Here is a 24,020-nt window from a genome sequence, read left to right as displayed (position 1 = left end):
GGCAAGGTCACTTGGGTGAAACCGGGGTTGGTAGCGATATCACCTGCATGACCTGACCATTGATTAGCGTTCCAACCCCAACCCAGCCTCGGGTTGCAACCGGGCAGGCATTTCTGTGCGGCCAAGCTGACCGCGGCCGTGCGCCAGATCGGAAATGGCTTGCCGCTCGCGAGAGCCTGCGTTCGACTCCATGTGCTGAGATTTGTGATGATGGGCGTTTGCGCTTTCGGTATCTCGCGCATCTCTGCGCCCCACCTTCAAGGCATGCATTGTGTCTTGCTCGGGCAGATGCCGCGCCGCAGCCCCCGATAGCCGCCCCGAAGCAAGCTTTCGAATCTCGATACGGTCATGGCGCAAATCCTCAGAGACTGCCTGTTGACCGACTTCACCTGTGTGGCCGGACAGCGCTGCCGCCGCTTGGCTGCCCGCCGCGTGTGAGTTGATTGCTTGCTGATGCCACAGCGCAGCAGGCGCGGGCGTGCTGCGGGTCAGTGCATACAGGCCAGCCACCGCACCGGCCACTGCGTTAGGTGCTCGCAAGTGCCCCGAGCTCGCGGTATGCGGACGCGCTTGCGATGCATGTTCCTGCGCAAGGCGATGGAGCTCGGCACCTTCAATGGCCCAATTGTCCGACTTGCCCGGCTCGTATCGTTCGAATTCGAACCTGTCCTGCGATTGCCCAGCCGGTGGCTGTTTGCCCAACGCCAGCTCTTGGTGCTTGGGCCGTGGGGCGTAGCCTGACTCAGGCGGCGCACCATACGAACCAGCCGGACGAAATGTGCCGGAATCAGTCAACACTCGCACGCTTAACGTCAGCGTGTCGGCGTTGTTGACGGCATTGTTGAACGTAAAGGGTGCCAGATGGTTGCCATAGTTCGGACTTCGCCCACTTTCAGGGAAGGATTGGTACCACTGATCTTTAGCGCTTGCCCCTTTATGGGTGTGCTCGTGAATATTCAGTTCGGTAAAGGCACGCGCATTCAGGTCGCGCACTGCTCCACCAGAAAACTCAATGCGTCCGTTCGGGCGGCTGACTCCTATCGCGTCTGTGCCGTCGATGCCATTCCAGGCGATGGATTCATCCGCGCCATTGGTCGCGCGGCTGTATTTGATGGCGTTTAACGTTTTGATGAATTGTTGCTCGACGGCATCCTTGCCTTCTGGGGTCAGGATGCCTGGACCATACAGCCGGACCATGGCGTCACTCGTTCTGGGATCCCACGGCTCGTGCAGCCGGATAATCGCACGCTCGATTTTTTTGATGCCGTCGTCGTTCGCAAATGAAATGTGGCCCTCGGGCGTCGTGGCGTATAGGTTGTTTAGCGCATGTGCGGGTTCTATCGGTCGCCATGCGCCGCCCTGATTTTCCAGCCGAAGAACCTCGCCGCCCGTGCGGGGATTCATCAGGCCCCAAGTCGGTCTATTGCCTTCTTGCATTTGGAAATTGCCGAGTTGATAAGTATTGCCTTCAATGCGCGTGAAATGGCTTGTATTTCCGTGGGAATCGGTTCGGGTGTAAATACCTTGCTGGTCCGGCTGCAAGCCCAGCAGATTGCTGTCGGGCGTTCGATAGTTGAAGAGGCTCACACGATCTTGAGAAGGCGCGTGCTGGAATAACGGGGTTTCAAAGCCGGAGCCTCCGGTCCGTGAGGCGTTGCTCGGTTCAGGCGGCACACTCTGCGAATCGATTGGGTGATCAGAATTTGTGGCGGGAATGTACATGATGAGTCCTCAGTGACATGGATATGGCGCAGCCAATCGGTGACTGACGTTTTCTCGCGGCATCGGGTCAGTGCAGACCGACTTTCGAAAAGCGGGCGCAAGTCGCGCGGCAAGAGCGATGCCTGCGACATTCATTTAATCAATGTCTGAACTCAGCGGGGGTGATTTGACAAAAATGCATCTTCCTGATTAGTGGGTGGAGCATTCCACCGAAAAATCAGCGAACTTAGAAAAGAGAATCTTCTGATTAAGAAAACTCGACAGAATGAATCAATCGAGATTCACGGGCAGCCGATGGGTGTACCCATGGGAGCAGAGGCGGGAGACCGGTGCCGGGGCCGAGCGCTGCGGCATGCTCGTATGCAACGGTCCATTGCTCTTGAAAGCAACCCGCTGCCATTGGATTGGCCGCCTTCATGGTCTGGAGCGAACCACGCCAGACAACAGCGGTACTGCGCGTTGACGCAGGGGATGCACCAGCAAAAAGAGCCAGTCAGTGCACCAGCTGGTTGATCTCAATAATCGGCATCAACACGGCCAGCACGATGAGCAGCACCACAAGGCCCATCGTGAGAATCAGCGCCGGTTCCAGCAAGCCAGTCAGGAACAGCGTCCGCCGCTCAAGCTCTTGCGCTTCACCTTGCGCCGCACGCTCCAGCATCGCAGGCAGATTGCCTGTCGCTTCGCCGGAGCGAATCAAGTGCACCAGCACCGGCGGAAACTGATTCTGCGCCGCCAGCGCCCGCGCCAGTGACGTCCCTTCCCGCACGCGCGTAGACGCGTCTTCCACATTGGTTTTGAGCGCGACGTTATTCAACGTCTCCCCGGCGGCCTGCAATCCACGCAGAATCGGCACACCCGCGCTGGTCAGAATTGCCAACGTGCTCGCAAACCGTGCGGTGTTGTAGCCACGAACAAGCTTGCCGAACAGCGGCGCTGTCAGCAGCCATTTGTGCCACGACAAACGCAACGCCGGTTGCTTGAGCAGGTTGCGGATCAGCACCCCCAGCGCTGCCAGCACGATGGCTGCCAGCCAGCCCCAGTTCCGCACGAAGTCCGACAGCCACAGCATGATGATCGTGAGCGTCGGCAGCTTTTGCTTGGTGTTAGCAAATACGCTCACCACCTGCGGCACCACGTACGACAGCAGGAAGATCACGATCGCAAACGCCACCACCGTGACGATGGCCGGGTAGGTGAACGCCAGCTTGATCTTCGAGGTCAGCGCGTTGCGGCTTTCGATGTAATCGGCCAGACGTGAGAGCACGAGGCCCAGGTTGCCCGAGTGTTCGCCAGCGGAAACCAGCGCGCGGTAGATGTCCGGAAAATCCTTCGGATGCTGTGCCAGCGCGACTGACAACGCGCTGCCGCCCACCACTTCCGCGCGGATGGCGGCGAGCAATTCGCCCACATAGGCACGTTCGGCTTGATCGGCCAGCGCGGCGAGTGCCTCATCCAGCGGCAGGCCCGCAACCAACAGGCTGGCGAGCTGGCGCGTGACCAGTGCGTTTTCCTGTGCGGAAAGCCGCTTGCCCAAGCCCGAGCCGCTGCGCTTGGCGGCCTGCGCGCCCAGGGCGTCGACCACCAGCGGCGTGAGCCCGCGTGCGCGCAACAGCGTGCGCGCCTGGCGTGCGCTGTCAGCTTCGATGACACCTTTGTCGGTTTTGCCGGCGGCGTCGGCGGCTTCGTAGCGGAAGGCTGGCATGCGCTATTCGTTTGATCCCGCTTTATTTAGTCACGTGTGACGCGCAGCACTTCTTCCAGCGACGTGGCGCCCGTGTCGATCCAGCGCTGTGCGTCCATGCGCATGGTCTGCATGCCCTGGCCGATGGCGAACGCCTTGATCTCGGATTCAGCGGCCTGGCGGTGGATCATCGTTTGGATTTCGGGCGTGACGGTCAACAGTTCGTACACGCCGGTACGGCCCTGGTAGCCGGAGTTGCTGCAACGCTCGCAGCCGACGTGATGCCACACCGATTTGCGCGCCGGGGTCGCCACCGCCACCCCCTCTGCAACCGGCGTGCCGGCCACGGCTTCTACTTCAGCGGGCGTGAGTTCGAGCACTTCCTCGCGGCGGCAATGCACGCAAAGGCGGCGCACCAGCCGCTGCGCCAACACACCCAGCAATGACGACGACAGCAGGAACGGCTCGATCCCCATGTCGATCAGCCGCGTCACGGCAGAAGCCGAATCGTTCGTGTGCAGCGTCGCCAGCACCAGATGGCCGGTGAGCGAGGCCTGCACGGCAATCTGCGCGGTTTCCAGATCGCGGATTTCCCCGATCATGACCACGTCCGGGTCTTGACGCAGGATGGCGCGCAGGGCTTTGGCGAAGGTCATGTCGATCTTCGGGTTGACCTGCGTCTGGCCGATGCCGTCGAGGTCGTACTCGATCGGGTCTTCCACCGTCATGATGTTGGTGGATGCTGCATCGAGCCGCGACAGCGCCGCATACAGCGTGGTCGTCTTGCCCGAACCCGTCGGGCCGGTGACCAGCACGATGCCGTGCGGCTGATTGATCAGGTGGTCAAAGCGCGCCAGCGTGCCGGCGCCCATGCCGAGCCTGCCGAGGTCGAGCCGGCCGGCCTCTTTGTCGAGCAGACGCAGCACCGCGCGCTCGCCGTGGCCGGTGGGCAGCGTGCTCACACGCACATCCACCGGGCGACCGCCCACGCGCAGCGTGATGCGGCCGTCTTGCGGCAGGCGTTTCTCTGCAATGTCGAGCTGCGCCATGATCTTGATACGCGAGATCAGCGCACCATGCAGCGCCTTCTTCGGGCGCACCACGTCGCGCAGCGTGCCGTCCACCCGAAAGCGCACCACCGATGCGTTCTCGAACGGCTCGATGTGGATGTCCGATGCACCTTCGCGCGCGGCCTGTGTGAGCAGCGCGTTGATCATGCGGATGATCGGCGCGTCGTCTTCGGATTCGAGCAGGTCTTCCACGGCGGGAATGTCCTGCATCAGGCGCGAGAGATCGACCTCGCCTTCCACCTCGCCGACGACCTGCGCGGCGCTGCCGTCCTGCGCGTTGTACGCGGTTTGCGTCGCGGCGGAGACCGCTGCCGCGTCGAGCGTGACCAGTTCCAGTGCGCCAAATACGCGGCCGAGTTCGGCCAGCGCCGTGCGCGAGGTTTCGGGGCAGACCCACACTTCTAGCGTGTCGACGTCCTGGCGGGCGACGAGCAGCCTGGCGTCACGCGCAAACGCGTACGGCACAAGCCGCACGGCCGACTGCGAGGGCGGCTCAAGCGTGTTGACGTCGGTGGTCGGGGCTTGCGTCGTTGCCATGGTGTGGTGTCCTCAGCCGCCGTTCCTTGGTGCGTTGCTGTCGAAGCCGCCCGAAGTGGGGGGCGCAAAGTTCTGCAGGCGCGGCTGGCTGCGGGTGGTGCCTTGCGGCATCGGCATCGGGGCACCCGGAGGCACTTGCGTGCCGGCCGGCCCCTTCGGCACGATCGACACATCGCCGTAGTTGTCGGCCGGGCGCATGGCTGACGGCGCGGGCAGCACCGGTGTGTCTTTGTCGGAGGTAGTCGGCAACATGTTCGGCGAGACAAAACCCTGCTGCGTGTCGCGCATGTAGCTGTAGCGGTTGTCCGACAGCGCGCCGGTGGCATCCGCCGTGCGCAGGATGATCGGGCGCAGGAACACCAGCAGGTTGGTCTTCACACGCGTTTTGTTCTCCGAGCGGAACAGCGCGCCCAACAGCGGGATGTCGCCCAGGCCTGGCACCTTCTGTTCGCCGTCCTGGTAGTTGTCTTCCAGCAGGCCGCCCAGCACGACGACTTGGCCGTCATTTGCGAGCACATTGGTTTCAATCGACCGTACGTTGGTGGTCGGGCCTTGCGTCGCATTCTGCGTGCCTGGCACCACTGCCGACGATTCCTGGAAGATCTGCAGCTTCACCAGCCCGCCATCGGTGATCTGCGGCTTGACGCGCAGCGTGATGCCCACGTCCTTGCGGTCGAACGTCTGAAACGGCGTGACCGAGGCCGCGCTGCCGGTCTGCGCATACGAGCCCGTGGTGATCGGCACGTTCTGGCCGATCAGGATCTTGGCTTCCTCGTTATCCAGCGTGATCAGGTTGGGCGTGGACAGCACGTTGACCGAGCCGTCCGAACCGAGCGCCGACAGAAGCACGCCCAAGCCGCTGCCCCTGTTGAACACCCCGAAGTTACCGCCGTTGAGTTGGCCAACGTTGAGGTTACCCAGCGCCGTTTGTGCTGCTGTGCTGCCGATGCCGCCCGAGCCGATGGCGGCGATCGTACCGGCCAGGCTGATCAAGTTGCCCGAGCCGGTGCCGTAGTTGGTGCCGCCACCGACGAACGTGCCCGGTCCGCCTCCGCCCACCAGCCACTGGATGCCGAGCTGCGAGGCCTTGGTGGCCGTCACCTCGACGATCATCGATTCGATGTAGACCTGCGCGCGGCGCGCATCCAGGTCGTCGATCACGGCGCGCAGGTTGCGGTAGACCGGCTCGCTGGCAGTGATGATGAGTGCGTTGGTGGCCGGATCGGCCTGGATGATGCCGCCGGTGGTCGGCGTGTTGTTCTGCCCGAACGAGGCACGGAACGAAGAGCCGCTGCTCCCCGAGCCGCTGCCCGAGCCCGAGCCCGAGCCGTAGTTGGTGTTCTGCGTGTTCTGGTTTTGCGCGCTGCTCATGCCGCCCGTCGGCTGCGACGTGGCGCCTTGCGCGGCGCTCTGGCCGCCAGGGCTGGTGGCCGACGCTGCCGACAGCGTGGCATCCGCCGCCACGATGGCGCGCAGCGTGGTTGCCAGTTGCACCGCGTTGGCGTTCTTGAGCGGCACCACCCAGATATTGCCGGGGCGTGCGTTGGGCACGTCCAGCTTGGCAATCAGTTGCTTGGCCTGCGCCAGGCGTGCCGCGCTGGAAGCACGGATCATCACACTGTTCGAGCGCGGCTCGGCCACTACGGAGGTACGCAGGCTCGGGTCCGACAGCGCCGCGCCGGCGGCCGCGCCACCCGTGCCGCCGGCTGACGGGTCGAGCAGCTTTTGCAGCGTGGCGGCCACGTCGATCGCCACGGCGTTCTTCAGCGCAATCAGCTCGGTCTCGCCGGCTACGGGCGTGTCGATCGAGGCGATGATGCGGCCGATGCGGCGCAGGTTGTCGGCGTAGTCGGTAATGACCAGCGTGTTGTTGGCCGGGTACGCGGTGATCGTGTTGTTGGGCGCGATCATCGGGCGCAGCACCGGCACCAGGTTGTTGGCCGACTCATGCTGCAGGCGGAAGACCTGCGTGACGACCTGTTCACCGCCGCGTGAGCCCGCAGCGCCCACGCTGGTGGGGGAGCCCTGCAGCTTGGCGTCGGCTTCTGGCACAACCTTGGTGAAACCGTTGCCCTCGACAATCGCGTAGCCCTGCATGCGCAGGATTGAGCCGAGAGATTCCAGCGCCTGCGAGCGCGTCACCGGCTTTTCAGTGACGAGGTTGACAGTGCCTTTCACGCGCGGGTCGACGATGAAGTTCTTGCCGGTGGCCTGGCCCACGGCCTTGACCACCGAGTCCAGATCCGCGTTGACGAAATTCAGCGAGACCTCATCCCCCGGGTTGCCAGCGGCGCCGTTCTGGGCGGATGCCGTGCTCGGCGGGGCGGCAAAGACTGGCATCGAGCCGGCCACCATTGTTGCGCAGCATGCCAGGACGATGGCGCGAACGGTGAGTCGGGAAGAGGCGTTGTGCATGGTCTCGTTCATGGTTGTCGGCACGCTGGCTCGCGCGCCGGCTTGAGGATCAAAAGCGGAGTCGATGGTGCGACCCGTCGCGCGGGCCCAGCAGACTCAACAGGCCAATCAATTGCGGTTCCGATTCCGGCGTGGCACTGGCCACCCCGTCAAAATGCGCGCCCTGGCCAAGGGTGCCCTGGCCCTGCAAAGACAACGGCCCGGCCAGTGTCGACAGCGACAACTGCATCGGGCCGCCGCTCACGCCGCCAAACGACATCACCGCCTGGTAGCTGCCCAGCGGCCGTACACGACTGAGGCTGGATGATACCTGCTCAAGCGTGACAGTCAGCGCGCCCTGAGCGGTGTTTGGTTGGCCCTGACTACGTCCCGACGCGCGACCAAATTGGCCAGAGAGCGGCGTCCACTGCGCACGCAGCCGGCCGTCCAGCTTGAGCGTGTTGAACGGCGCACCAACGCCCTCCAGCAACGATGCCGGCAGCGTGACCGTGCCCGCCTCTGCTTCCCAATGCCCCGGCGCCACCATCAGCGTGACGGGCTTCTCCAGCGCGCGATCGTGCGTCAGATGCGCCCGCAGCGTGCCGGTCAGCAACGGCAGCATATCGACCGACCATGACAGCCGACCGGGCAGCACTGTCGCATCGGCACCGCCGTTGCCGGCTGTCAGCGCCAGTGTTGCGCTGCCGTGCCAGATACTGCCCTGGCTGTCGGCCAGCAACACGCGGTGTCCGGTGGCAGCGGCGACGCGCTCAGCCACCCATGCGGCCGGATACTGCGCCACCACGGTCACGCCCACGGCCAGCAGCGCTACGCCGCACCACAGCACGCGCCAGCCCAAGCTCGTGCGCTCGTCGGACTCGGCACGGCGGCGCAGGCGCAACGGCGGCAACGATTCAATCCCTATCGGCACGATCGAACCCGTCAGCGGCCTGCGGCGGCGGGGCCTTGCAGCGTCGCCGTCACGTTGACCAGGGCGGTCGCGCCCACGTACTTGATGTTCGTGTCGATCACCTTCATGCGCTGCGCCTGCCGCACTTCCTGCAGCCATTCGGCGACGGCGCCAAAGGGCACCTTGTCCAGTTGCACCTGCACGCTCTCGCCCGACATGGCCATCCGCGTGGCCTTCAGGCCATGGTTGGTCAGGCTCGTGTTGAGCGCCTGCTGCAGCTCCGCGCCGTGCGGCACGGGTGCGGCTGCAATGGCAGAGAGGCCGCGTGCTTCCTGGCCGAGCGTTTCCATCTCGGCCAGTTGGCTGCGCATTTGCGGCAGGGCCTTTTCAATGCGGTGCTGGCCTTCAAAGGCGGGCTCCCACAGCACAAGGTAGACGATGACGAGCAACAGGATGATGCCGCCGCCAGCCAGGATCTGGCGTTCGCGCGGCTCGCGCTGCATCCAGAACGTCGTGGCCGCATCGCGTACCGAGTCCGGCACGCCAAGGCGCGGCAAGCGGCGGGATGACGATCGGGCAGGGGAAGGGGAGGAAGTCGCCATGGAGGAATCGTTATTGGGCGATGGAGACAGTCCAGCGCGAGCCAGGCACGGTGGCCTCGGCGCCGCGCGGTGCCTCGGCGGTGTCCATGTTCAGGCCGACGTTGCGGGCGGCGGTGCGCAGGCTGGCGGTGTCGGTGCCGTCCTTGAGCGTGACTGTCAGCGCGCGGCCGTGGTAATCGAGCGCGAGCAGCGCGTCGGGCGCAAGGCTGGTGGCGGCCTGGGCAAAGCGATCAGCCAGCGGCAGGAAATCTTCCGGCGCCGATTTGCCGGCGGCCAGGCGCAATTGCTCGACCTGGCGGCGCATCTGCGCGGGCGGGTCGAGGATCACCGGCGTATTCGGGAAGGCCGTCTGCAACTGCGCGCGCATCGCGTTATCAAGCCGCTTTTGCTCGGCGCGCAGCGTGAGCCAGCGCGCGTTCATGCCGACGAGCTGCACCACCACCAGCAGCACGGCCAGGGCGATCGGCAGGCGCCAGCGGCTCCAGTCCATGCCAGCCACGCCGCCGCGTGCAAAGTCGAATTGGCAGAGATCGGCCTCGCCCGAGGCCAGGGCGTCGCGTGCGCCAGCGGCCCAGGTGGACCAATCCAGCGTGGCGGTGGCGGGGTCGACTGACAGGCCGGGTGCCAACTCAGTTGCCAATGCATGCAGTGCGGGCGACACCATCAGCGTGGCCGGCGTGGGCGCAATGCACAGCCAGTTGCCAACGTTGGCCGGCAGCAGGCGCAGGCCGTAGCCCTCGGCGCGGCTGGTGCGTACGGTGATGTCGACGGCGAGGGGCGCGTTCGGGTCGGACGGCGGCGCTGCATCAAGTGCAATGGTGGCCGGAGCGACCGCGGCAGAGGTTTCAACACCGGGTGCTTCGGGTGCCGGTTCAACAGCGGCATCGAGCGACGGCTCAGCGCGTTCGACGTCGTGTGTCGATTCTGCAATGGGCACCGTGGCTGCGGCAGGCGTTTCAAACGGCACGCAAAGCTGCGCAGGCAGCAAGTGGCAGGTACGGTGCTTGTGGCTGGCGAAGGTATCGAGAATGAAGCGAACCCACGCGCGGTCGGCAATCATCAGCGCGCGCGACTGCGGCTCGCGCGGCGCACGCCAGCCACGGGCCGGTGCATCGCCCAGGCGCGGGCCCAGGGCGATATGGCATTGCTGCGCGTCCTGCACGAGGCGGTCTTCCACCAGATTGGGCAGCGCCAGGCGCAACTTGGGGCTAGCCAGCGGCGGCACGTTGGCCGGCACCAGCAGCACATCGGCGGCGGGCAGTAGCAGGATCAGGCGGTCCGCCGCGGGCAGTTCATCGGGGCGCGACGTGCCTTCGCGCTGAACGCGTTGCGGCCCTTGCGCACCTTCTTCACGCACCAGCGCAAAAGGCACGGAAGCAAGCGCGCCCGCCGACCAACGTTCGGGCGATTGAATGGGCCGGTGCGGCAGGCGCACGTACAGGGAGGTCGTCAAACCGCTCCTCTATCGATCTTGAGAGTGTGAATGCGAACTGCCAACGGAGCCGCCGGATTGCGCAAGACCCGCGATGCTGAACGATGCGGATGACAATACGGCGAAGGCCAAGGTCTGTCTACAAGCGGCGCGCCCGCATGTGGAGGGGTATTGGTATTGCGCTGCCGTCATGACGGAATCTCGTCAACACGGCGGATCCAGACGATGCGGGTCGCGTTATTGTTGACCGGATCGCCACGTGAAACAAGCGCCACTTCCCCGATCCTCGCACGCTCGTGGCGGGCCATTCCATAGACCAGGAAATAGTGCGTCTGCACGTCCAGCAGGTTGGCCGCCGCAGTGGAGTCGGCCCCTGGGGCAAGGCCGCGCAACTGGTTGGTGACGTCGCCGATATTGCGGAAGTACGCGCGGTCGCGCGCCTGCACCAGCGAGCGGGCGCGATCCAGGCTCAGGTTCGGGATGACGGCGGCCAGCACTTCGGCGCTGGCCGTATTGGCGTTGATCTGTGTGCGGGTGGGCAACACCACCACGTAGGGGCGCAGCTTGGTGATCATGTCCGCCGTGTAACCAGGAATCGTCAGCAGGCTGCCAACGTCATCGAGCGGGCGCGGGCCATTGCTATTGCTGCCGCCGCCCCCGCTGCTGCTGTCTTCACCGCCTTGCTGGCCGCCCTGCGTGCCCTCGACCGAGTGGAAGCCGCCCAGCATCTGCGCCAGATATGTTGCCGTCAGGTTGGCCAGGCTCGGGTCGATGTTCAGCGATTGCAGCAGCAGGCCATACGCCTTGATGCCGTCCTTGTCGCGGCCGGTGATGATGGTGCGCGTGCCCAGCGTCTGCGCGGTCAGCAGGTTCATCAGGTTGAAGCGCGCCTGAGCATCGAAGATGCGGCCCGACAGGTACGACTCCTCGCCCGCCGTGTCGGTGCGCAGCGAACTGCCGAGGAAGTCCGACAGCTTGGTCTCCTGAATAGGTACGGCCCAGATTTCGCCCAGGTGATCGACGGCGCCGGTGCGGCGCTGGTCGTCGCGCAGGATGAGCCGCGCCCAGTCGATGCCTGCCCGCGCGATCCACGTGGCCTGCGCTTTCAGGCGCTGGTTTTCCACCGCGCGGATCTCCACCTGCTGGCGCCACAGCATGCCCGAGACGATCACCACCGCCAGCGTGACCACCAGCAGCGCGGTGATGATGGCCGCGCCGCGCTGGCGCCTGGCGTGTGGCATGCGTTGAGTCAGCCGACGAGAGCATCGCGCCATGTCAGAGCCCCGTCATGCAGATACGCGTAAAGCGCTGGGGCGCGCCCTGTGGCGTCATGCGCACGAGCAGCGCCAGCTCCACCGCGCGCACCGATGCCGCTGGCACCACCACGCCCTGGCTGTTGGCCGGCGGCGCCGACGCGCCGGGCGTGGACGCTGAAGGCAGGCCGGTGAGGGTAGTGGTGTTGCTACCGGCCGGAAACAGCGCCGCCGACAGCGCACCGGTGTTATCCATCCAGCCGCCGGGTTCGATCCAGGCGCGCGCGCTGATGCCGTCGACGTTGGTGGCGAGCAGGTAGCGCGCTGCGCCACCACCACCCTGGCCGCTCTGGCGCAGGTTGTCCAGCGCATTGCGCAAGTCCCCGCGGTTGGTGATCGGCTGGCTTTGCAGGCGTTCAAGTCGGCCGTCGATGATGCGATAGAGCACCACCTGCCACGCAGGTGGCTGACCATCGTCGCGGCGGTCGCGCACCATCAGCACGCGGTTGGCGTCCACCTCAATGGGCGAGCGCGACAGCGTGTTCGGATCGGCCAATTGGGTGCAATCGGCATCGAACTGGGCGTAGGCGGTTTTGAGCGCCTCGATGCGTTCGTCGCGCTGGGCCAGTGCTTCGTGCGTGCGGGTCATGCTGTCCAGCCCGCGCCAGGCGATCACGGCCAGAATGGCCAGCAGCGTGATCGCCACCAGCAGTTCGAGCAGGGTGAAGCCGCGCGCGCGGCGTTCAGAAGACATTGCGCGCATCGTTGGGGAGCAAGGTCACGAGCCAGGCCAGGCGCACGGATTTGCTCGCGTCCGGATAGACGGACACCTCCACGCGGCGGAACAGCGGGTTGGGCGTGGTGGCGATGGTTTCTTCGCACCACAGTTGCGTATCGCCCTGCGGGCACGCAAAGCCGCGCGCGCCGGGGTCAGGAAAAGTGCGTGCCAGGCGCAGGTTGGCCAAGTGGTTTTCCGCGCTCCAGGTGGCGATCATGCGCGTCTGCAAAGAATCGCTGGCGGTGGTCATGCTGCCCATGGCGCGCATGGTCGCAGTCAGCGCCACGGCCACAATGGTCAGCGCAACCAGCACTTCGAGCAGCGTGAAGCCGCGCGTATGCGCGGGGTGGAGGACCTGGCCGCGCGTCATTGCGTTTGCGTCTCCGTCAACACACGCGGGCCGCCGTCGGACACGACATCCACCCGCGCACCTTGCGAGGTCAACGCCACGCGCCACGGCAGGCCAATCGCCTCGCGGCCGAACACCAGCCGCTGCGGCGCGCCCGGCACCGAAGCCGCACCGGCGACGATCTGTACGTTGTCCATACCTTGTCGCCAGTGGCCCGGCGCCAGCACGTCGCGATTGAGCAAGCGCCAGCCGTTGGGTGTCGATTCATAGAAGCGCCAGCCCTGTGCGTCACCTTCCCACGCCACGGGCCGCGAGGTGAGCTGCGCCTCTTCCTGCGCGAGTTCGATCAGGCGGCCCAGTTTCTGCGCGTCATCGGCCAGTTGCGAGCGCGGGTTGGGCGTGGCGTTTACGGCCACCACGGCCAGCACGATGCCGATGATGACCACCACCACCAGCAACTCCAGTAGCGTAAAGCCACGAGTGTGCTGGCGGCGACGTGGATGGCCGAACATGGTGAGTGGGCAGGCTGGGCGTGAGCTTAGTTGTCCCAGTTGCCGATATCGGCGTCGTTGCCTGTGCCGCCGGCCTGGCCGTCGGCGCCAAAGCTGAAGACGTCCACTTCACCGCGCACGCCTGGGTTCAGATATTGGTACGGATGGCCCCATGGGTCTTTGGGCAGGCGTTCCAGATAGCCGCCGCCCTTCCAGTTGTTGGGGATCGGCTCGGTGGTGGGCTTGGCGACCAGCGCACCAATACCCTGCTCGGTGGTCGGATAGCGGCCGTTGTCCAGGCGATAGAGCTTGAGTGCCTGCGAAATGGACGCGATGTCCTGTTTGGCGGCGATGATGCGCGCCTCATCGGGGCGGCTCATGATCTTTGGCACCACCAGCGCGGCGAGGATGCCCAGGATCACCACCACCACCATGATCTCGATCAGGGTGAAGCCACGCGCCGTGCTGCGGGCGAGGGCGCGTTGGCGGAAAGAGGAGCGAAGTTGGCCTTGCATCATGGCGACAGAGTTGGCAATGAGGGGAAGAGGCACAGTATATCCGTGACATATGACCACAGATTGCGTGGCAGGGTCATGCTGCATTGGGTCTAGAGCCGCCCCTCCAAGCTGTTCACCGAACCGGCATGAAGGGCGGATAGAATCGGCGTATTCCTACGGTGTCTCGCCCTATTTCATGACCGCTCGACAGTCGTCCCGCCTGCTCAGTCTTGTACTGTTCGCTGCCCTGTGCGCGCTGCTGACGCATTGGGTGCTGACGCTGTGGTCGCTGCGCGCGCTCTCTGCGCCACGCGAGGCCCGTGTGGCCCAGACCGATGCGCTTGAGACCGGCGCGGCCGTCACGCTCTTTGGCGGTGGCCCGCAGAGCGGCCCGCGCGATGTACAGGTGATGGGTGTGGTGGCCGACTTGGCGGATGGCGGCGGCGCGGCCATCGTGTCAGTGGATGGCGGTGCCCCGCAGGCTGTGCGGGCTGGCAAGTCGCTGTCATCCAACCTCAAGCTGGTGGAAATCAAGGCGCGCTCGGTGGTGATCGAACGTAACGGCGCACGCCAGGAGATTGCGCTGCCGGCCAGCGCCGTGGCAGGGGTGTCGCCAGCCAACCGCAATGCGCCGCCGCTGCCGCTGCCGCCGTCGGGTGCCGCCGCTCCGTTGTCGACGCCAGCCATGCCGCCGTCAGCGCCGCCTGCGCCGCCCGTGGCCAACAACCCGGCCAACACGGCCATGCCGGGCGCCATGCTGCCCCTTGCGCCCGCGCAGACGAACATGGGCGACGAAGCCGGCAATCAGGGTGGCGGCATCGCCGGCCCGCGCCATCGCGCAGCGGCCGCAGCACGCAAGGGCGACGTGGCCCCGGCGGGTGGCCAGCAGTAGGTTTTTGCGGCTCGCCATGCGCTGGCGGGCGCATATTACAGCGCGTGTCATCGGGGTAACAGCGTGTAAAAGCCGGCAACGCGCTGGCATTGTCGGGTTCTAATCCGCTACACAGTCCATGTGAAAAGGAGCTGACCATGACCAACAAACGTGCTGTCCAAGCCTTCCTCGCCACCTCGGCCGTGTTCCTGGCCATGTCGGGCATGAACGCCCGCGCTCAGGACGCCAGCGCTCCCGCCCCCAGCGCACAAGCGCCTGCCACGGCACCAGCTACCGCACCAGCCGCACCAGCCGCACCAGCCGCACCAGCCGCCTCAACCAGCGCCCGCGCTGACAAGCCGGGGCACCACGGCGGCTTCAAGGCCATCGACACCAACGGCGACGGCCAGATCTCGCGCGACGAGGCAAAGGGCCACGCTTGGCTTGAGAAGAACTTCGACCAGATCGACACCAACCACGACGGCCAACTCAGCAAGGACGAGCTGGCTGCCTGGCACAAGGCCCACAAGGGCGAGATGCGCGAAAAGATGGCGCAACGCTTCGACGCCAAGTTCAAGGCTGCCGACAAGGACAATGACGGCTCCCTGACCAAGGACGAAGTGCAGGCCGGCTTGCCACGCCTGGCCAAGCACTTTGACGAGATCGACGCCAACCACGACGGCAAGATCACGCAAGACGAGATCCGCGCCTACATGAAGGCCCGTCACGATGCCCGCAAGGCGCAGAAGAACACCCCGGCAGCTGCGGCCATGCCGGGCGGGCCGTCGGCCACCAAGGGCGAGTAATTCTCCGCACCTGCGGTATGTGTTGTAAGCAAGCGGCGCCTTCGGGCGCCGTTTTTATTGATCGCGCCAATTTGCATCATCAATCTGGCGCAATACCGGCGTGGGTCGATTTGGCTACAGTGCGGTGTCACGGCACCATGTAACGGAGAAAACCATCATGAAGACCAGCGCACGCAACCACTTTTCGGGCGAAGTCACCGCCATCCACTCGGGCGCGGTCAATGACGAAGTGACGCTCAAGATCGGCAACGCGTCGGTCGTAGCCGTCATCACGCAAGCGAGCACCAAGTCGCTCGGCCTGGCCGTGGGCAGCAAGGCGTCGGCACTCATCAAGGCGTCGTCCGTGATCGTGATGGTGGATGCGGACGCATCGAAGGTGTCGGCCCGCAACGTGTTCGTGGGCACGGTGTTGAGCATCAAAGCCGGTGCGGTCAATTCTGACGTGACCATCTCGGCCGGCGCGTTGGAGATTGCCGCCATCATCACCAACGACAGCGTGGCGCGCCTGGGGTTGGCAACGGGCAAGCCGGTGGCGGCGGTGGTCAAGGCATCGAGCGTGATCCTGGCGGTGGACTGATCGACCATGCCGCAACTGCCCGCACTGAACATCCTGCTTGCCGGAGCACGCAATGCGCATGCGCCCGACACGCGATTGTTCGCGCGGCTGATTGCGGCGCGCATGGATGCGGGCGACCTCGCCGCACTCGGCCTCGGGCGCGAGGATCTTGCTGTGCTGATGACGCGGCACTTTCCCGATGCCGCCATCGACGTCGCCCTGCCCGAGCAGCCGTTGGCCGATGCGCCACCCTTTGTGGCAGAGCTGATCGCCTTGCTGGCGCAGTTTGATCACCCAGCGACACCGGCAGATGCGGCGGACGCCCGCTGCCTTGCCACCATCCTTGCCGCCGCGTGCTTGCGGCCGGACCATCTCTGGCGCGATCTCGGCCTCTCCGGCCGCGATGACGTGACCGACCTGCTCACGCGCCACTACCCCGCGCTCGTTGCACGCAACACCGCCAACCTGCGCTGGAAGGCGTTTCTCGCCCAGGAAGTGGCACGCGCCCATGGCCGTGTGCCCGGCCCCGCGCCGGGGTGCCCCGGCTGTGAAGACTTTGGCCACTGCTTCCCGGCACAGCGCGCATGAAAAAACACCCCGGTGGCGAACCAGCGGGGTGTGGAGCAAGCAAACCTGAAGTGAGGAACGTCAGGCCGGCTGATCGTCGGCTTTGAGCACGCCACGGCGCATCTGGTCGAGTTCGATCGACTCGAACAGCGCCTTGAAGTTGCCCTCGCCAAAGCCCTGGTTGCCCTTGCGCTGGATGAACTCGAAGAAGATCGGCCCAAGTTGGTTCTCGGAGAAGATCTGCAGCAGCAAGTCGCCCGGCGCGCCATCAATCAGAATCTTGCGCTTCTTCAGCTCCGCCACGTTTTCGCCATGGCCGGGGATGCGCTTGTCGACCAGCTCGTAATACGTGTCGATGGTGTCCAGCAGCTTGATGCCGTTGGCGCGCAGCGCGTCCACCGTCTTGTCCAGCGCGGTCGAACCCAGCGCAATGTGCTGGATGCCCTCGCCGTGGTACATGTCCAGATATTCCTGGATCTGGCCGGCCTTCTCCGTCCCTTCCTCGTTGATGGGGATGCGGATGTTGCCGCACGGGCTCGTCATCGCCTTGCTCTTCACGCCCGTGACCTGGCCTTCGATATCGAAGTAGCGCACCTCACGGAAGTTGAAGAAGCGTTCGTAAAACTCGGCCCATTCCTTCATGCGGCCACGGTAGACGTTGTGCGTCAGGTGGTCGATGTAGGTCAGGCCGTGCCCGGTGGGGTTTGGGTTGGCGCCCGCGATGGGCACGAAATCAACGTCATAGATGCTGATGTTGCCGATGTCGCCAGCCTTGGCGCCGTTCTTGCCAGCCCAGCGGTCCACCAGATAGATCAGCGAATCGCCAATGCCCTTGATGGCCGGAATGTTCAGCTCCATCGGGCCGCTGTGGGTGTCGAAACCCCAGGCGCCGAGTTCCAGCGCGCGCTTGTAGGCGAACGCGGCGTCTTGCACGCGGAACGCAATCGCGCAGATCGACGGGCCGTGCAGACGCGCAAAGCGCTGCGCGAACGAATCGGGCTCGGCGTTGATGATGAAGTTGATCTCGCCCTGCCGATACAGCGTCACGTTCTTGTGGCGGTGCTTCGCAATGGCGGTAAAGCCCATGTTCTCGAACAGCTTGCCCATGGCAACGGGGTCCGGCGCGGCGTATTCGATGAACTCGAAGCCGGCGGTGCCCATCGGGTTTTCCCAAGGCGTGAATTGCATAGCGGTCTCCTGCAGGGCTGGAGCGTTGGGGCGCTCAGGTCTTTGACGATCCTCGCAGTGTAGAAGTGTCAATCCACGCAAAAATTGCGAACTTGTGCCTACCTTGCTAAATTTGCGCAAGAAAATTGCCGAATTAATTGGTGCGGAGCAACAAAATGAATAAAGTGGAACTCGACAAGATCGACCGCAAGATCCTGGAAGTCCTGCAGAACAACGGCCGCCTCACCAACCTGGAAGTCGCCGAGCGGGTGAACCTGTCGCCCAGCCCGTGTTTGCGACGCATCCGCCGCCTCGAGGAGTCCGGCGTGATCCGCCAGTACGCCGCACTGCTCGACCCCGGCAAGATCGGCCTGGGGCTGTCGGCGTATATCAACGTGCGGCTGGAGAAGCAGGGCGGGGCGCCCAAGGGCAAGGCGCCGTCAGACCTGTTTCGCGCCGCCGTCGCCACCTGGCCCGAGGTGGTCACGTGCTACGCCATGACCGGCGAGATGGACTACCTGCTCAAGGTGTTCGTGGAAGACATGGAGCACTTCGCGCGGTTCATCCGCGACCAACTGCTCGCCCACCCGGCGGTGATTGATGTGAAGAGCAGTTTTGCGCTGGAGCGGATCAAGGATACGACGGCGTTGCCGGTGGTGGTTTGAGCCAATCCTCACTGTTCTAGCCAGGGCTTTCAGGCCACAGCCGGCTGAAATGCGTGGATGTGCGGCGCAATCAGACTAGTCGGATTTCGTCGTCAGGATGACGCTCGCTATAATCCGTCGGCCATCGCGCAAGTGGTGGCACGGGTCTGGCGATCCACCAAAAGTAGTTTCTACGGAGCGGCTTTTCGCGTAAGCGTTTTGTCCGTGCACTCGCACGCCCCTATGGCGGGCCGAGTGGGGAGACCTCCGGGTCTGCCGGTTCTCCGTAGGCCGGTTCGCCAGCCCCACTGTCGGGCCCGCCACCTCCGTCTGGCGATGAAGGAACGGGCCTCCTACGTTGTAGAACTACGGAGGTTCTATGTTGTTCGCATCCAGCGGGCACCGCCCCGCATCCTATCCATCCCCGCCTCGCACCCCTGCGCACACCGCTTACGGAGGTGCCCAATGACCCACCGCAAACGCCACTACCTGACCGGCGCACTGGCCGCGCGGGATTTCCTGCGTCGCACGCAAACCGATTTGCATGCGTACCGGCAATTCCGGCCTAAAGCGCTGCGCTGGGAATTCGCGTTCATCGTTGGGATGCATCCGCCCGAATATCGCGCGGGGTTTCTTGACGCGATTGGTGCGTATCTGTTGACCACGCTGGAGGGCGTGCTGGTCGATCCCGACCGGTGGGAATTGCTGGACGTGCTTGAGCGGGAAGAGAACTAAAACAGCGGGAAGGCATCCTCGAGACGGGCGGGGATGCTGACAGTGAACACTCCGGCAGGCGCCATGTGCTTGGCCCGCACGCATTCACCAGGGTGGTCAAAGGAGGTTGACGCTGCCATGTCGCGCCAAATACAAACGCCCGGTCTGAGCCGGGCGTTTTTCGTGTGAGTAATGCGATCAGACCGCGCGTTTTTGCGGCGCCAGCGAGCGCCAGAAGCGCTGGCCGAAGCGGCGCACGTCGCGCAGGTTGCGCTTGAGCATGTAGTCGAGATCGGCGACTTGTTCATCGATGGCTTCGGTCAGCAGGCTCATCGTGTCGGCGGGCGGCAGCTCCAGGTAGGCATCGGCTTCGCCGTAGGCGTACTGCACGCGCATGCCGGCCTTCTTGGCGATGTGCATCATGGCCGCGTTGCGCGACAGGCAGTGCATATACAGCGTGCGCACCTTGGTGTTCTGGCCGTGCATGGCGGCACGCTGGAACAGCGCGCTGCCCACGCCCTTGCCGCGCGCCGATTCCGACACCGACACGCCGAACTCCGCCACGCGCCCCTGCGGGTTGTCGCGCAGGTAGGCGAGGTGGCCCACGCCAACCAGCTCCAGGCGCTCGTTGTAGACGCCAAAGACCTTGTCGTGGTCGAAGTCGATGCTGTCGACGTATGCCTCGATGACGTGATCCCGCACCACCTGGCCGAAACGCAGCAGGCGGTCTTCTTCGCCCAGGGCGAGCAGGTGTTTGAGCAGGCGCGACCGATGGTGCGCAGCAAGCTCGCGCACCAGCACGGTGGAACGCGGCGCGCCTTGCACTGCTTCCGTTTTGTCGATGTCGTCCTGGGTGACGACGCCGATGGCCTTGCTCAGTTCGAGCGGGTTCACGACACGGTTCCTGTTCTGATCGCGCCCTTCAGTACAGGGCGGCGAAGTGATAAGTCGGAGGTGCGGATGGCACCTCCGGGGCACTCAATCGGGTGCAACTGAGTGTTGTGCAACGCACCATGCCATTGTAGTGCAATCAGGGTTTCCCCGTAAGTCTGGTGTCAGACTTTCTACAGGGTTTCCCGATAAATCATTGATTTAGCGCAGCGGAACCGAGGCTCAAGGGTTGTGGTGCATCAACAACGTAAGATGCTGCATCGCGCAAAAGCGTGGAGTGAGGCGCTTTCTCAAGTGCAGTGCACACTGCATCACCGCTGGCGCTAGGGTTCTGTTCGTAACGCGGCTCAACAATAGCCATGCGAAGATGCGCCATCAAGACGCACCCGCCTCCTGATTTTCCATGACGCCCTCGCGCATTCTTGTGATCTACGCACATCCTGCGCCACGCCGTTCGCGCGCCAACAAGCCGCTCGCGCGTGCGCTGGCCAGCCTGCCCGGCGTCGCCATGCATGATTTGTACTGGCATTACCCTGATTTCGACATCGATGTGCGTACCGAGCAGGAAGCGGCGGAAGGGGCGGAGCTGATCGTCTTCCAGTTTCCGGTGCAGTGGTACGCCACGCCGTCGCTGCTCAAAGAGTGGCTGGACGTGGTGCTCGAGATGGGCTGGGCCTACGGACCGGGCGGTACGGCGCTGCGCGGCAAGCACGTGATGGTGCTGGCCACCACCGGCGGCCGCGCGCATGCCTACAACCCGGACGGCATCCACGGCCACACGTTCGACATGTTCCTCCTGCCGCTGCAGCAGACTGCCGCGCTGTGCGGCATGCAATGGCAGCCGCCGCACGTGCTGCACGACGCCGACGACGCCACGCCCGAGGCGATCGCCGCGCATATCGATCGCATCCGCGCCGCCCTGCAGCCATGGCTGCCGGTTGACCTTGACTGATTCTCCTTCGTTCATGCAATCGCACGACTTGCTCGTCAATTTCGTCATCTACCTGGCTGCGGCCGTGGTGGCGGTGCCGTTGGCACGACGGCTGGGGTTGGGTTCGGTGCTGGGTTATCTGCTGGCCGGGGTGATCGTGGGCCCGTGGGGGTTGCGCCTCATTACCAATGTGCAGTCGATTCTGGATTTCTCGGAATTTGGCGTCGTGCTGATGATGTTTGTGATTGGGCTGGAGCTGGAGCCCGCGCGGCTGTGGTCGCTCCGGCGCAGCATCTTTGGCTATGGCGGGCTGCAGCTCGCGGTGTGTGCGCTTGCCGTCGGGCTGGCGGTAATGGCGGTGAGTCATCCGTGGCGCGCGGCAGTGGTGGCCGGGCTGGGTTTGGCGCTGTCATCCACAGCCATTGCGCTGGCGACGCTCTCCGAGCGCAACCTGATGCGCACGCCGGCGGGCACGGCCAGCTTTGGCATCCTGCTGTTCCAGGACATTGCGGCCATCCCGCTGATTGCGCTGCTGCCGCTGCTGGCGCCCGAAATGGGGGAGGCGGGTGATGCCGCAGGCGGCGCCCATTGGCTTGCCGCGCTCAAGGCCGTGGGCGTGGTGGCGGCCGTGATCTTTGGCGGGCGCACGCTGCTGCGGCCTGTGCTGCGCGCGATTGCCCGCACCAACATGCGCGAGATGTTCACGTCGTTCTCGTTGCTGCTGGTCGTGGGCATTGCGCTGCTGATGCACAGCGTGGGTTTGTCGATGGCGCTGGGCGCCTTCATTGCCGGGGTGCTGCTGGCCGATTCCGAATACCGCCACGCGCTGGAAACCGATATCGAGCCGTTCAAAGGGCTGCTGCTCGGCCTGTTCTTTCTGGCCGTTGGCATGTCGATCGACTTTGGCGTGCTGATGCGCCAGCCGCTGGCGGTGATCGGCCTGGTTGCCGTCTTTCTGGCGGTGAAGATTGGCGCGCTGCGCCTGCTGGCCACGCGCTTTGGCATTGCGCGCGGACAGGCGTGGCTGTTTGCGTTCCTGCTCTCGCAGGGCGGCGAATTTGCGTTTGTGGTGTTCGGCCCCGGCGTGGCGGGCAATGTGCTCGGTGCCGAAACGGCTGCCGCGCTGAACCTCGTGGTTGCCTTGTCGATGGCGGCCACGCCGCTTTTGCTGCTCTTCCATGACAAGGTTCTCGTGCCGCGCCTGATGGATGGCAAGAAGCGTGCGCCCGATGCGATCGAGCCGCAAGACAACGAAGTCATCATCGTGGGTTTCGGCCGCTTCGGGCAGATCGTTGGCCGCATGCTCTACAGCCAGGGCTATCGCCCCACCGTGCTCGACCACGACCCTGACCAGATCGACATGCTGCGCCGTTTCGGTTTCAAGGTCTTCTATGGCGACGCCACGCGCATGGACTTGCTCGAGACCGCCGGCGCCGACCGTGCCCGCATGATGGTTGTCGCCATCGACGACATGGACACGAACCTGGAAGTGGTCGACCGCGTGCGCGAACGCTTTCCGCACCTGAAGCTGTATGTGCGGGCGCGCAACGTGTCACACGTGTACCAGTTGCGCGACCGCGGCGTAGAGGTGATCGAGCGGGAGATGTTCGAGGGCTCGCTTATGCTCAGCCGCCGGGTGCTGGAGGGCCTGGGCAAGGCGCCGTACGAGGCGCATCGCATTGCGCAGACGTTCCGCCGCCACACGCTCAACTCGATGGAGCAGGTCTACCCGGTCTACCGCGATCAGAAGAAGCTCGTGTCGCTCGCGCAGCAGGGCCGTGACGAACTGGCCGAGATGTTCCAGCGCGACCGCACGCAGCGCAAGCGCCTGCGCGAATCCGGCATGCCGTGGGGCGAAGGCGATATACACAACGACGTGCAAGACGTGCAGCCCGATGCGGACCTCGCCAACGAAATCGACACTGGTGAATCTGCCGATACAGGCACGCCTATCGATTGCCCGGCCCGCGCGGGCATCCGCCGCGACGGCTGATGCCCGCCCGCCGCAGTGGCAGCCGTATGAAGAAATGTCCACGGTTGCCCCCGGAATGGGACAGTGGGTGTTGTTTCCGGATTGACGGCCAAAGTGCGGCCGCCTGCAGGCGCATCTTGCGAAGACGGCGTGAACAAAAAAAAAGGAGCGCTTTGGGCGCTCCTGCTTCTGATGTCCAAATTGGCCGGATTGGCGCGGGCTTAAACCGCCACGCTCACGTTGCGGCGCAGCTCGCAGGTCGTGAGCGAATCAGCCTCGCCGCGCAGCAGCAGTTGGCCGTTGCTGACCAGCTCGCGGCAGCGCCAGAAGACGAACCAGTCGCTGGCGAGCAACCCGTCGATGGCGCCCATGATGCTGGCGACCACGTCGCGCGCGCTGGCCCAGTCGGTCGGCACGTGTTCCAGGATCACCTCGTCCACCGTGCCGTACGACACCGGCACCAGCGTATTGCCCTTCCACAGCCGCGTATCGGCATTCTCGCGCACGGTCTGCTGCCATTCGTAGGCCAGGCGGCCGATGCGCAACACCGACACGGGTGCGATGGTCGAAAACCGCCGCGCCAGCCGTGCGCCCGAATACATGCCGATGGTGGTGAGCGGCCCCTGGCCGTTGGGTGCCTCAAGTTCGCGCACATCCATGCCGACTTCATTGATGCGCTGGGGCGATTGGTGCAGGTGGAAGGCCACCCGGCGCAGCATGAGTTGGTCAGACGCGCTCTGGCCGTGCCAGATGGCGACTTCCGTGGCGGCATCGCGCAGGTCAGCCAGCGACGCGAGTGCATCGCGCATCTCGGCGGCGAAGTCGATGTTGCTGTTGGGCGCTACGCGCTGCCAGAAGCCGGAGCGTGCCATCGCCACGCTGTCGACGTCGGCCAGCGGCCCGACGGCAAGATCGTCGCGCAGTACGACTACGGAATCGGGGCGGCCAGCCTGTGCGAGCGCCTGCTTGAGCGTGGCGCCGGCAACATCGCCGTTGACGACATGGATGTATTGCATGGCAGCAATTGTAGCGAGAGTGTCAGCGCGGCGCTTTCGTTTTACGTATGTCTATCAGTATTCCCTTGCGCGGTGTCATGGTGCCCCTCCAAAGGGCGGATGGCCCGGGGGCAATCCTCAGGTGGGCGTGCGAAAATCGCCGCTTTGTTGCAGACCATAACTAAGA

23 protein-coding genes are annotated in these 24,020 nt (G+C 64.7%); 8 read left to right on the top strand and 15 right to left on the bottom strand.

Annotated features, from left to right (window positions below; all coding sequences use genetic code 11):
- Positions 1 to 63: 63 nt before the first annotated feature.
- From PSUB009319_RS15215 to gspG, 12 genes are all read right to left on the bottom strand, one after another.
- On the bottom strand, positions 64 to 1,722 hold the full coding sequence (locus tag PSUB009319_RS15215) for a hypothetical protein (RefSeq protein WP_124383068.1): 1,659 nt from the start codon (positions 1,720 to 1,722) through the stop codon (positions 64 to 66).
- Between the two features lie 493 nt (positions 1,723 to 2,215).
- A complete protein-coding gene (gene gspF, locus PSUB009319_RS15210) occupies positions 2,216 to 3,427 on the bottom strand; it encodes a type II secretion system inner membrane protein GspF (protein ID WP_124383067.1) in 1,212 nt (403 codons plus the stop codon).
- Between the two features lie 26 nt (positions 3,428 to 3,453).
- Positions 3,454 to 5,013, bottom strand: coding sequence for a type II secretion system ATPase GspE (gene gspE, locus PSUB009319_RS15205; RefSeq protein ID WP_124383066.1), 1,560 nt, complete (start codon positions 5,011 to 5,013; stop codon positions 3,454 to 3,456).
- A gap of 12 nt (positions 5,014 to 5,025) precedes the next feature.
- Positions 5,026 to 7,440 (bottom strand): type II secretion system secretin GspD, encoded by a 2,415-nt coding sequence (gene gspD, locus PSUB009319_RS15200; RefSeq protein WP_124383065.1) that lies wholly within the window; start codon positions 7,438 to 7,440, stop codon positions 5,026 to 5,028.
- A 37-nt stretch (positions 7,441 to 7,477) separates the two neighbouring features.
- On the bottom strand, positions 7,478 to 8,338 hold the full coding sequence (locus PSUB009319_RS15195; protein WP_185453481.1) for a type II secretion system protein N: 861 nt from the start codon (positions 8,336 to 8,338) through the stop codon (positions 7,478 to 7,480).
- Positions 8,339 to 8,349: 11 nt separating this feature from the next.
- Positions 8,350 to 8,919 carry a type II secretion system protein GspM gene (gene gspM, locus PSUB009319_RS15190; RefSeq protein WP_124383064.1) on the bottom strand — a complete coding sequence of 190 codons (570 nt, stop codon included), beginning with the start codon at positions 8,917 to 8,919 and terminating at the stop codon, positions 8,350 to 8,352.
- Positions 8,920 to 8,929: 10 nt separating this feature from the next.
- On the bottom strand, positions 8,930 to 10,372 hold the full coding sequence (gene gspL, locus PSUB009319_RS15185) for a type II secretion system protein GspL (RefSeq protein ID WP_124383063.1): 1,443 nt from the start codon (positions 10,370 to 10,372) through the stop codon (positions 8,930 to 8,932).
- 167 nt (positions 10,373 to 10,539) lie between these two features.
- Positions 10,540 to 11,625, bottom strand: a complete 1,086-nt coding sequence (gspK, locus tag PSUB009319_RS15180) for a type II secretion system minor pseudopilin GspK (protein ID WP_124383062.1) — start codon at positions 11,623 to 11,625, stop codon at positions 10,540 to 10,542.
- 1 nt (position 11,626) lies between these two features.
- A complete protein-coding gene (locus PSUB009319_RS15175) occupies positions 11,627 to 12,367 on the bottom strand; it encodes a type II secretion system protein J (protein WP_185453480.1) in 741 nt (246 codons plus the stop codon).
- Positions 12,348 to 12,752: a type II secretion system minor pseudopilin GspI gene (gene gspI / locus PSUB009319_RS15170; protein WP_124383060.1), complete on the bottom strand. Its 405-nt coding sequence runs from the start codon at positions 12,750 to 12,752 to the stop codon at positions 12,348 to 12,350. Before gspI ends, PSUB009319_RS15175 begins: the two co-directional genes overlap by 20 nt.
- Positions 12,749 to 13,243, bottom strand: coding sequence for a GspH/FimT family pseudopilin (locus tag PSUB009319_RS15165; RefSeq protein ID WP_124383059.1), 495 nt, complete (start codon positions 13,241 to 13,243; stop codon positions 12,749 to 12,751). The genes gspI and PSUB009319_RS15165 overlap by 4 nt, the downstream gene beginning before the upstream one ends.
- A gap of 26 nt (positions 13,244 to 13,269) precedes the next feature.
- A complete protein-coding gene (gene gspG / locus PSUB009319_RS15160; protein ID WP_124383135.1) occupies positions 13,270 to 13,740 on the bottom strand; it encodes a type II secretion system major pseudopilin GspG in 471 nt (156 codons plus the stop codon).
- A gap of 175 nt (positions 13,741 to 13,915) precedes the next feature.
- Here gspG and PSUB009319_RS15155 point away from each other — a divergent pair, with 175 nt between their 5' ends.
- The 4 genes from PSUB009319_RS15155 (at position 13,916) to PSUB009319_RS15140 (ending at position 16,540) form a co-directional block, all read left to right on the top strand.
- Positions 13,916 to 14,611 (top strand): type II secretion system protein N, encoded by a 696-nt coding sequence (locus tag PSUB009319_RS15155; protein WP_124383058.1) that lies wholly within the window; start codon positions 13,916 to 13,918, stop codon positions 14,609 to 14,611.
- A 137-nt stretch (positions 14,612 to 14,748) separates the two neighbouring features.
- Positions 14,749 to 15,396, top strand: a complete 648-nt coding sequence (locus PSUB009319_RS15150; protein WP_124383057.1) for an EF-hand domain-containing protein — start codon at positions 14,749 to 14,751, stop codon at positions 15,394 to 15,396.
- A 157-nt stretch (positions 15,397 to 15,553) separates the two neighbouring features.
- Positions 15,554 to 15,973: a molybdopterin-binding protein gene (locus PSUB009319_RS15145; RefSeq protein ID WP_124383056.1), complete on the top strand. Its 420-nt coding sequence runs from the start codon at positions 15,554 to 15,556 to the stop codon at positions 15,971 to 15,973.
- A 6-nt stretch (positions 15,974 to 15,979) separates the two neighbouring features.
- Complete coding sequence (locus tag PSUB009319_RS15140; protein WP_124383055.1) at positions 15,980 to 16,540, top strand: nitrogen fixation protein NifQ; 561 nt, start codon at positions 15,980 to 15,982, stop codon at positions 16,538 to 16,540.
- A 60-nt stretch (positions 16,541 to 16,600) separates the two neighbouring features.
- On the opposite strand, the gene hppD is transcribed toward PSUB009319_RS15140, so the two are convergent.
- Positions 16,601 to 17,707: a 4-hydroxyphenylpyruvate dioxygenase gene (gene hppD, locus PSUB009319_RS15135; RefSeq protein WP_124383054.1), complete on the bottom strand. Its 1,107-nt coding sequence runs from the start codon at positions 17,705 to 17,707 to the stop codon at positions 16,601 to 16,603.
- 155 nt (positions 17,708 to 17,862) lie between these two features.
- Here hppD and PSUB009319_RS15130 point away from each other — a divergent pair, with 155 nt between their 5' ends.
- On the top strand, positions 17,863 to 18,351 hold the full coding sequence (locus PSUB009319_RS15130; protein WP_124383053.1) for an Lrp/AsnC family transcriptional regulator: 489 nt from the start codon (positions 17,863 to 17,865) through the stop codon (positions 18,349 to 18,351).
- 444 nt (positions 18,352 to 18,795) lie between these two features.
- On the top strand, positions 18,796 to 19,065 hold the full coding sequence (locus tag PSUB009319_RS15125) for a hypothetical protein (RefSeq protein ID WP_124383052.1): 270 nt from the start codon (positions 18,796 to 18,798) through the stop codon (positions 19,063 to 19,065).
- 177 nt (positions 19,066 to 19,242) lie between these two features.
- Here the strand turns inward: PSUB009319_RS15125 and PSUB009319_RS15120 are convergent, their stop codons facing one another.
- Positions 19,243 to 19,938: a GNAT family N-acetyltransferase gene (locus PSUB009319_RS15120; protein ID WP_124383051.1), complete on the bottom strand. Its 696-nt coding sequence runs from the start codon at positions 19,936 to 19,938 to the stop codon at positions 19,243 to 19,245.
- 400 nt (positions 19,939 to 20,338) lie between these two features.
- Here PSUB009319_RS15120 and PSUB009319_RS15115 point away from each other — a divergent pair, with 400 nt between their 5' ends.
- Positions 20,339 to 20,887, top strand: coding sequence for an NAD(P)H-dependent oxidoreductase (locus PSUB009319_RS15115; protein ID WP_124383050.1), 549 nt, complete (start codon positions 20,339 to 20,341; stop codon positions 20,885 to 20,887).
- 13 nt (positions 20,888 to 20,900) lie between these two features.
- Entirely contained in the window at positions 20,901 to 22,859 is a 1,959-nt protein-coding gene (kefC, locus tag PSUB009319_RS15110) for a glutathione-regulated potassium-efflux system protein KefC (protein WP_124383134.1), read from the top strand.
- A gap of 200 nt (positions 22,860 to 23,059) precedes the next feature.
- Here the strand turns inward: kefC and PSUB009319_RS15105 are convergent, their stop codons facing one another.
- A complete protein-coding gene (locus PSUB009319_RS15105; RefSeq protein WP_124383049.1) occupies positions 23,060 to 23,854 on the bottom strand; it encodes a DUF1835 domain-containing protein in 795 nt (264 codons plus the stop codon).
- Between the last annotated feature and the right edge of the window lie 166 nt (positions 23,855 to 24,020).

It is taken from the genome of Ralstonia sp. SET104 (genome assembly GCF_003851545.1).
Lineage (GTDB): Bacteria > Pseudomonadota > Gammaproteobacteria > Burkholderiales > Burkholderiaceae > Ralstonia.
The sequence above is the reverse complement of the archived record's forward strand: the minus strand, read 5'-3'. Positions and strand labels throughout refer to the sequence as shown.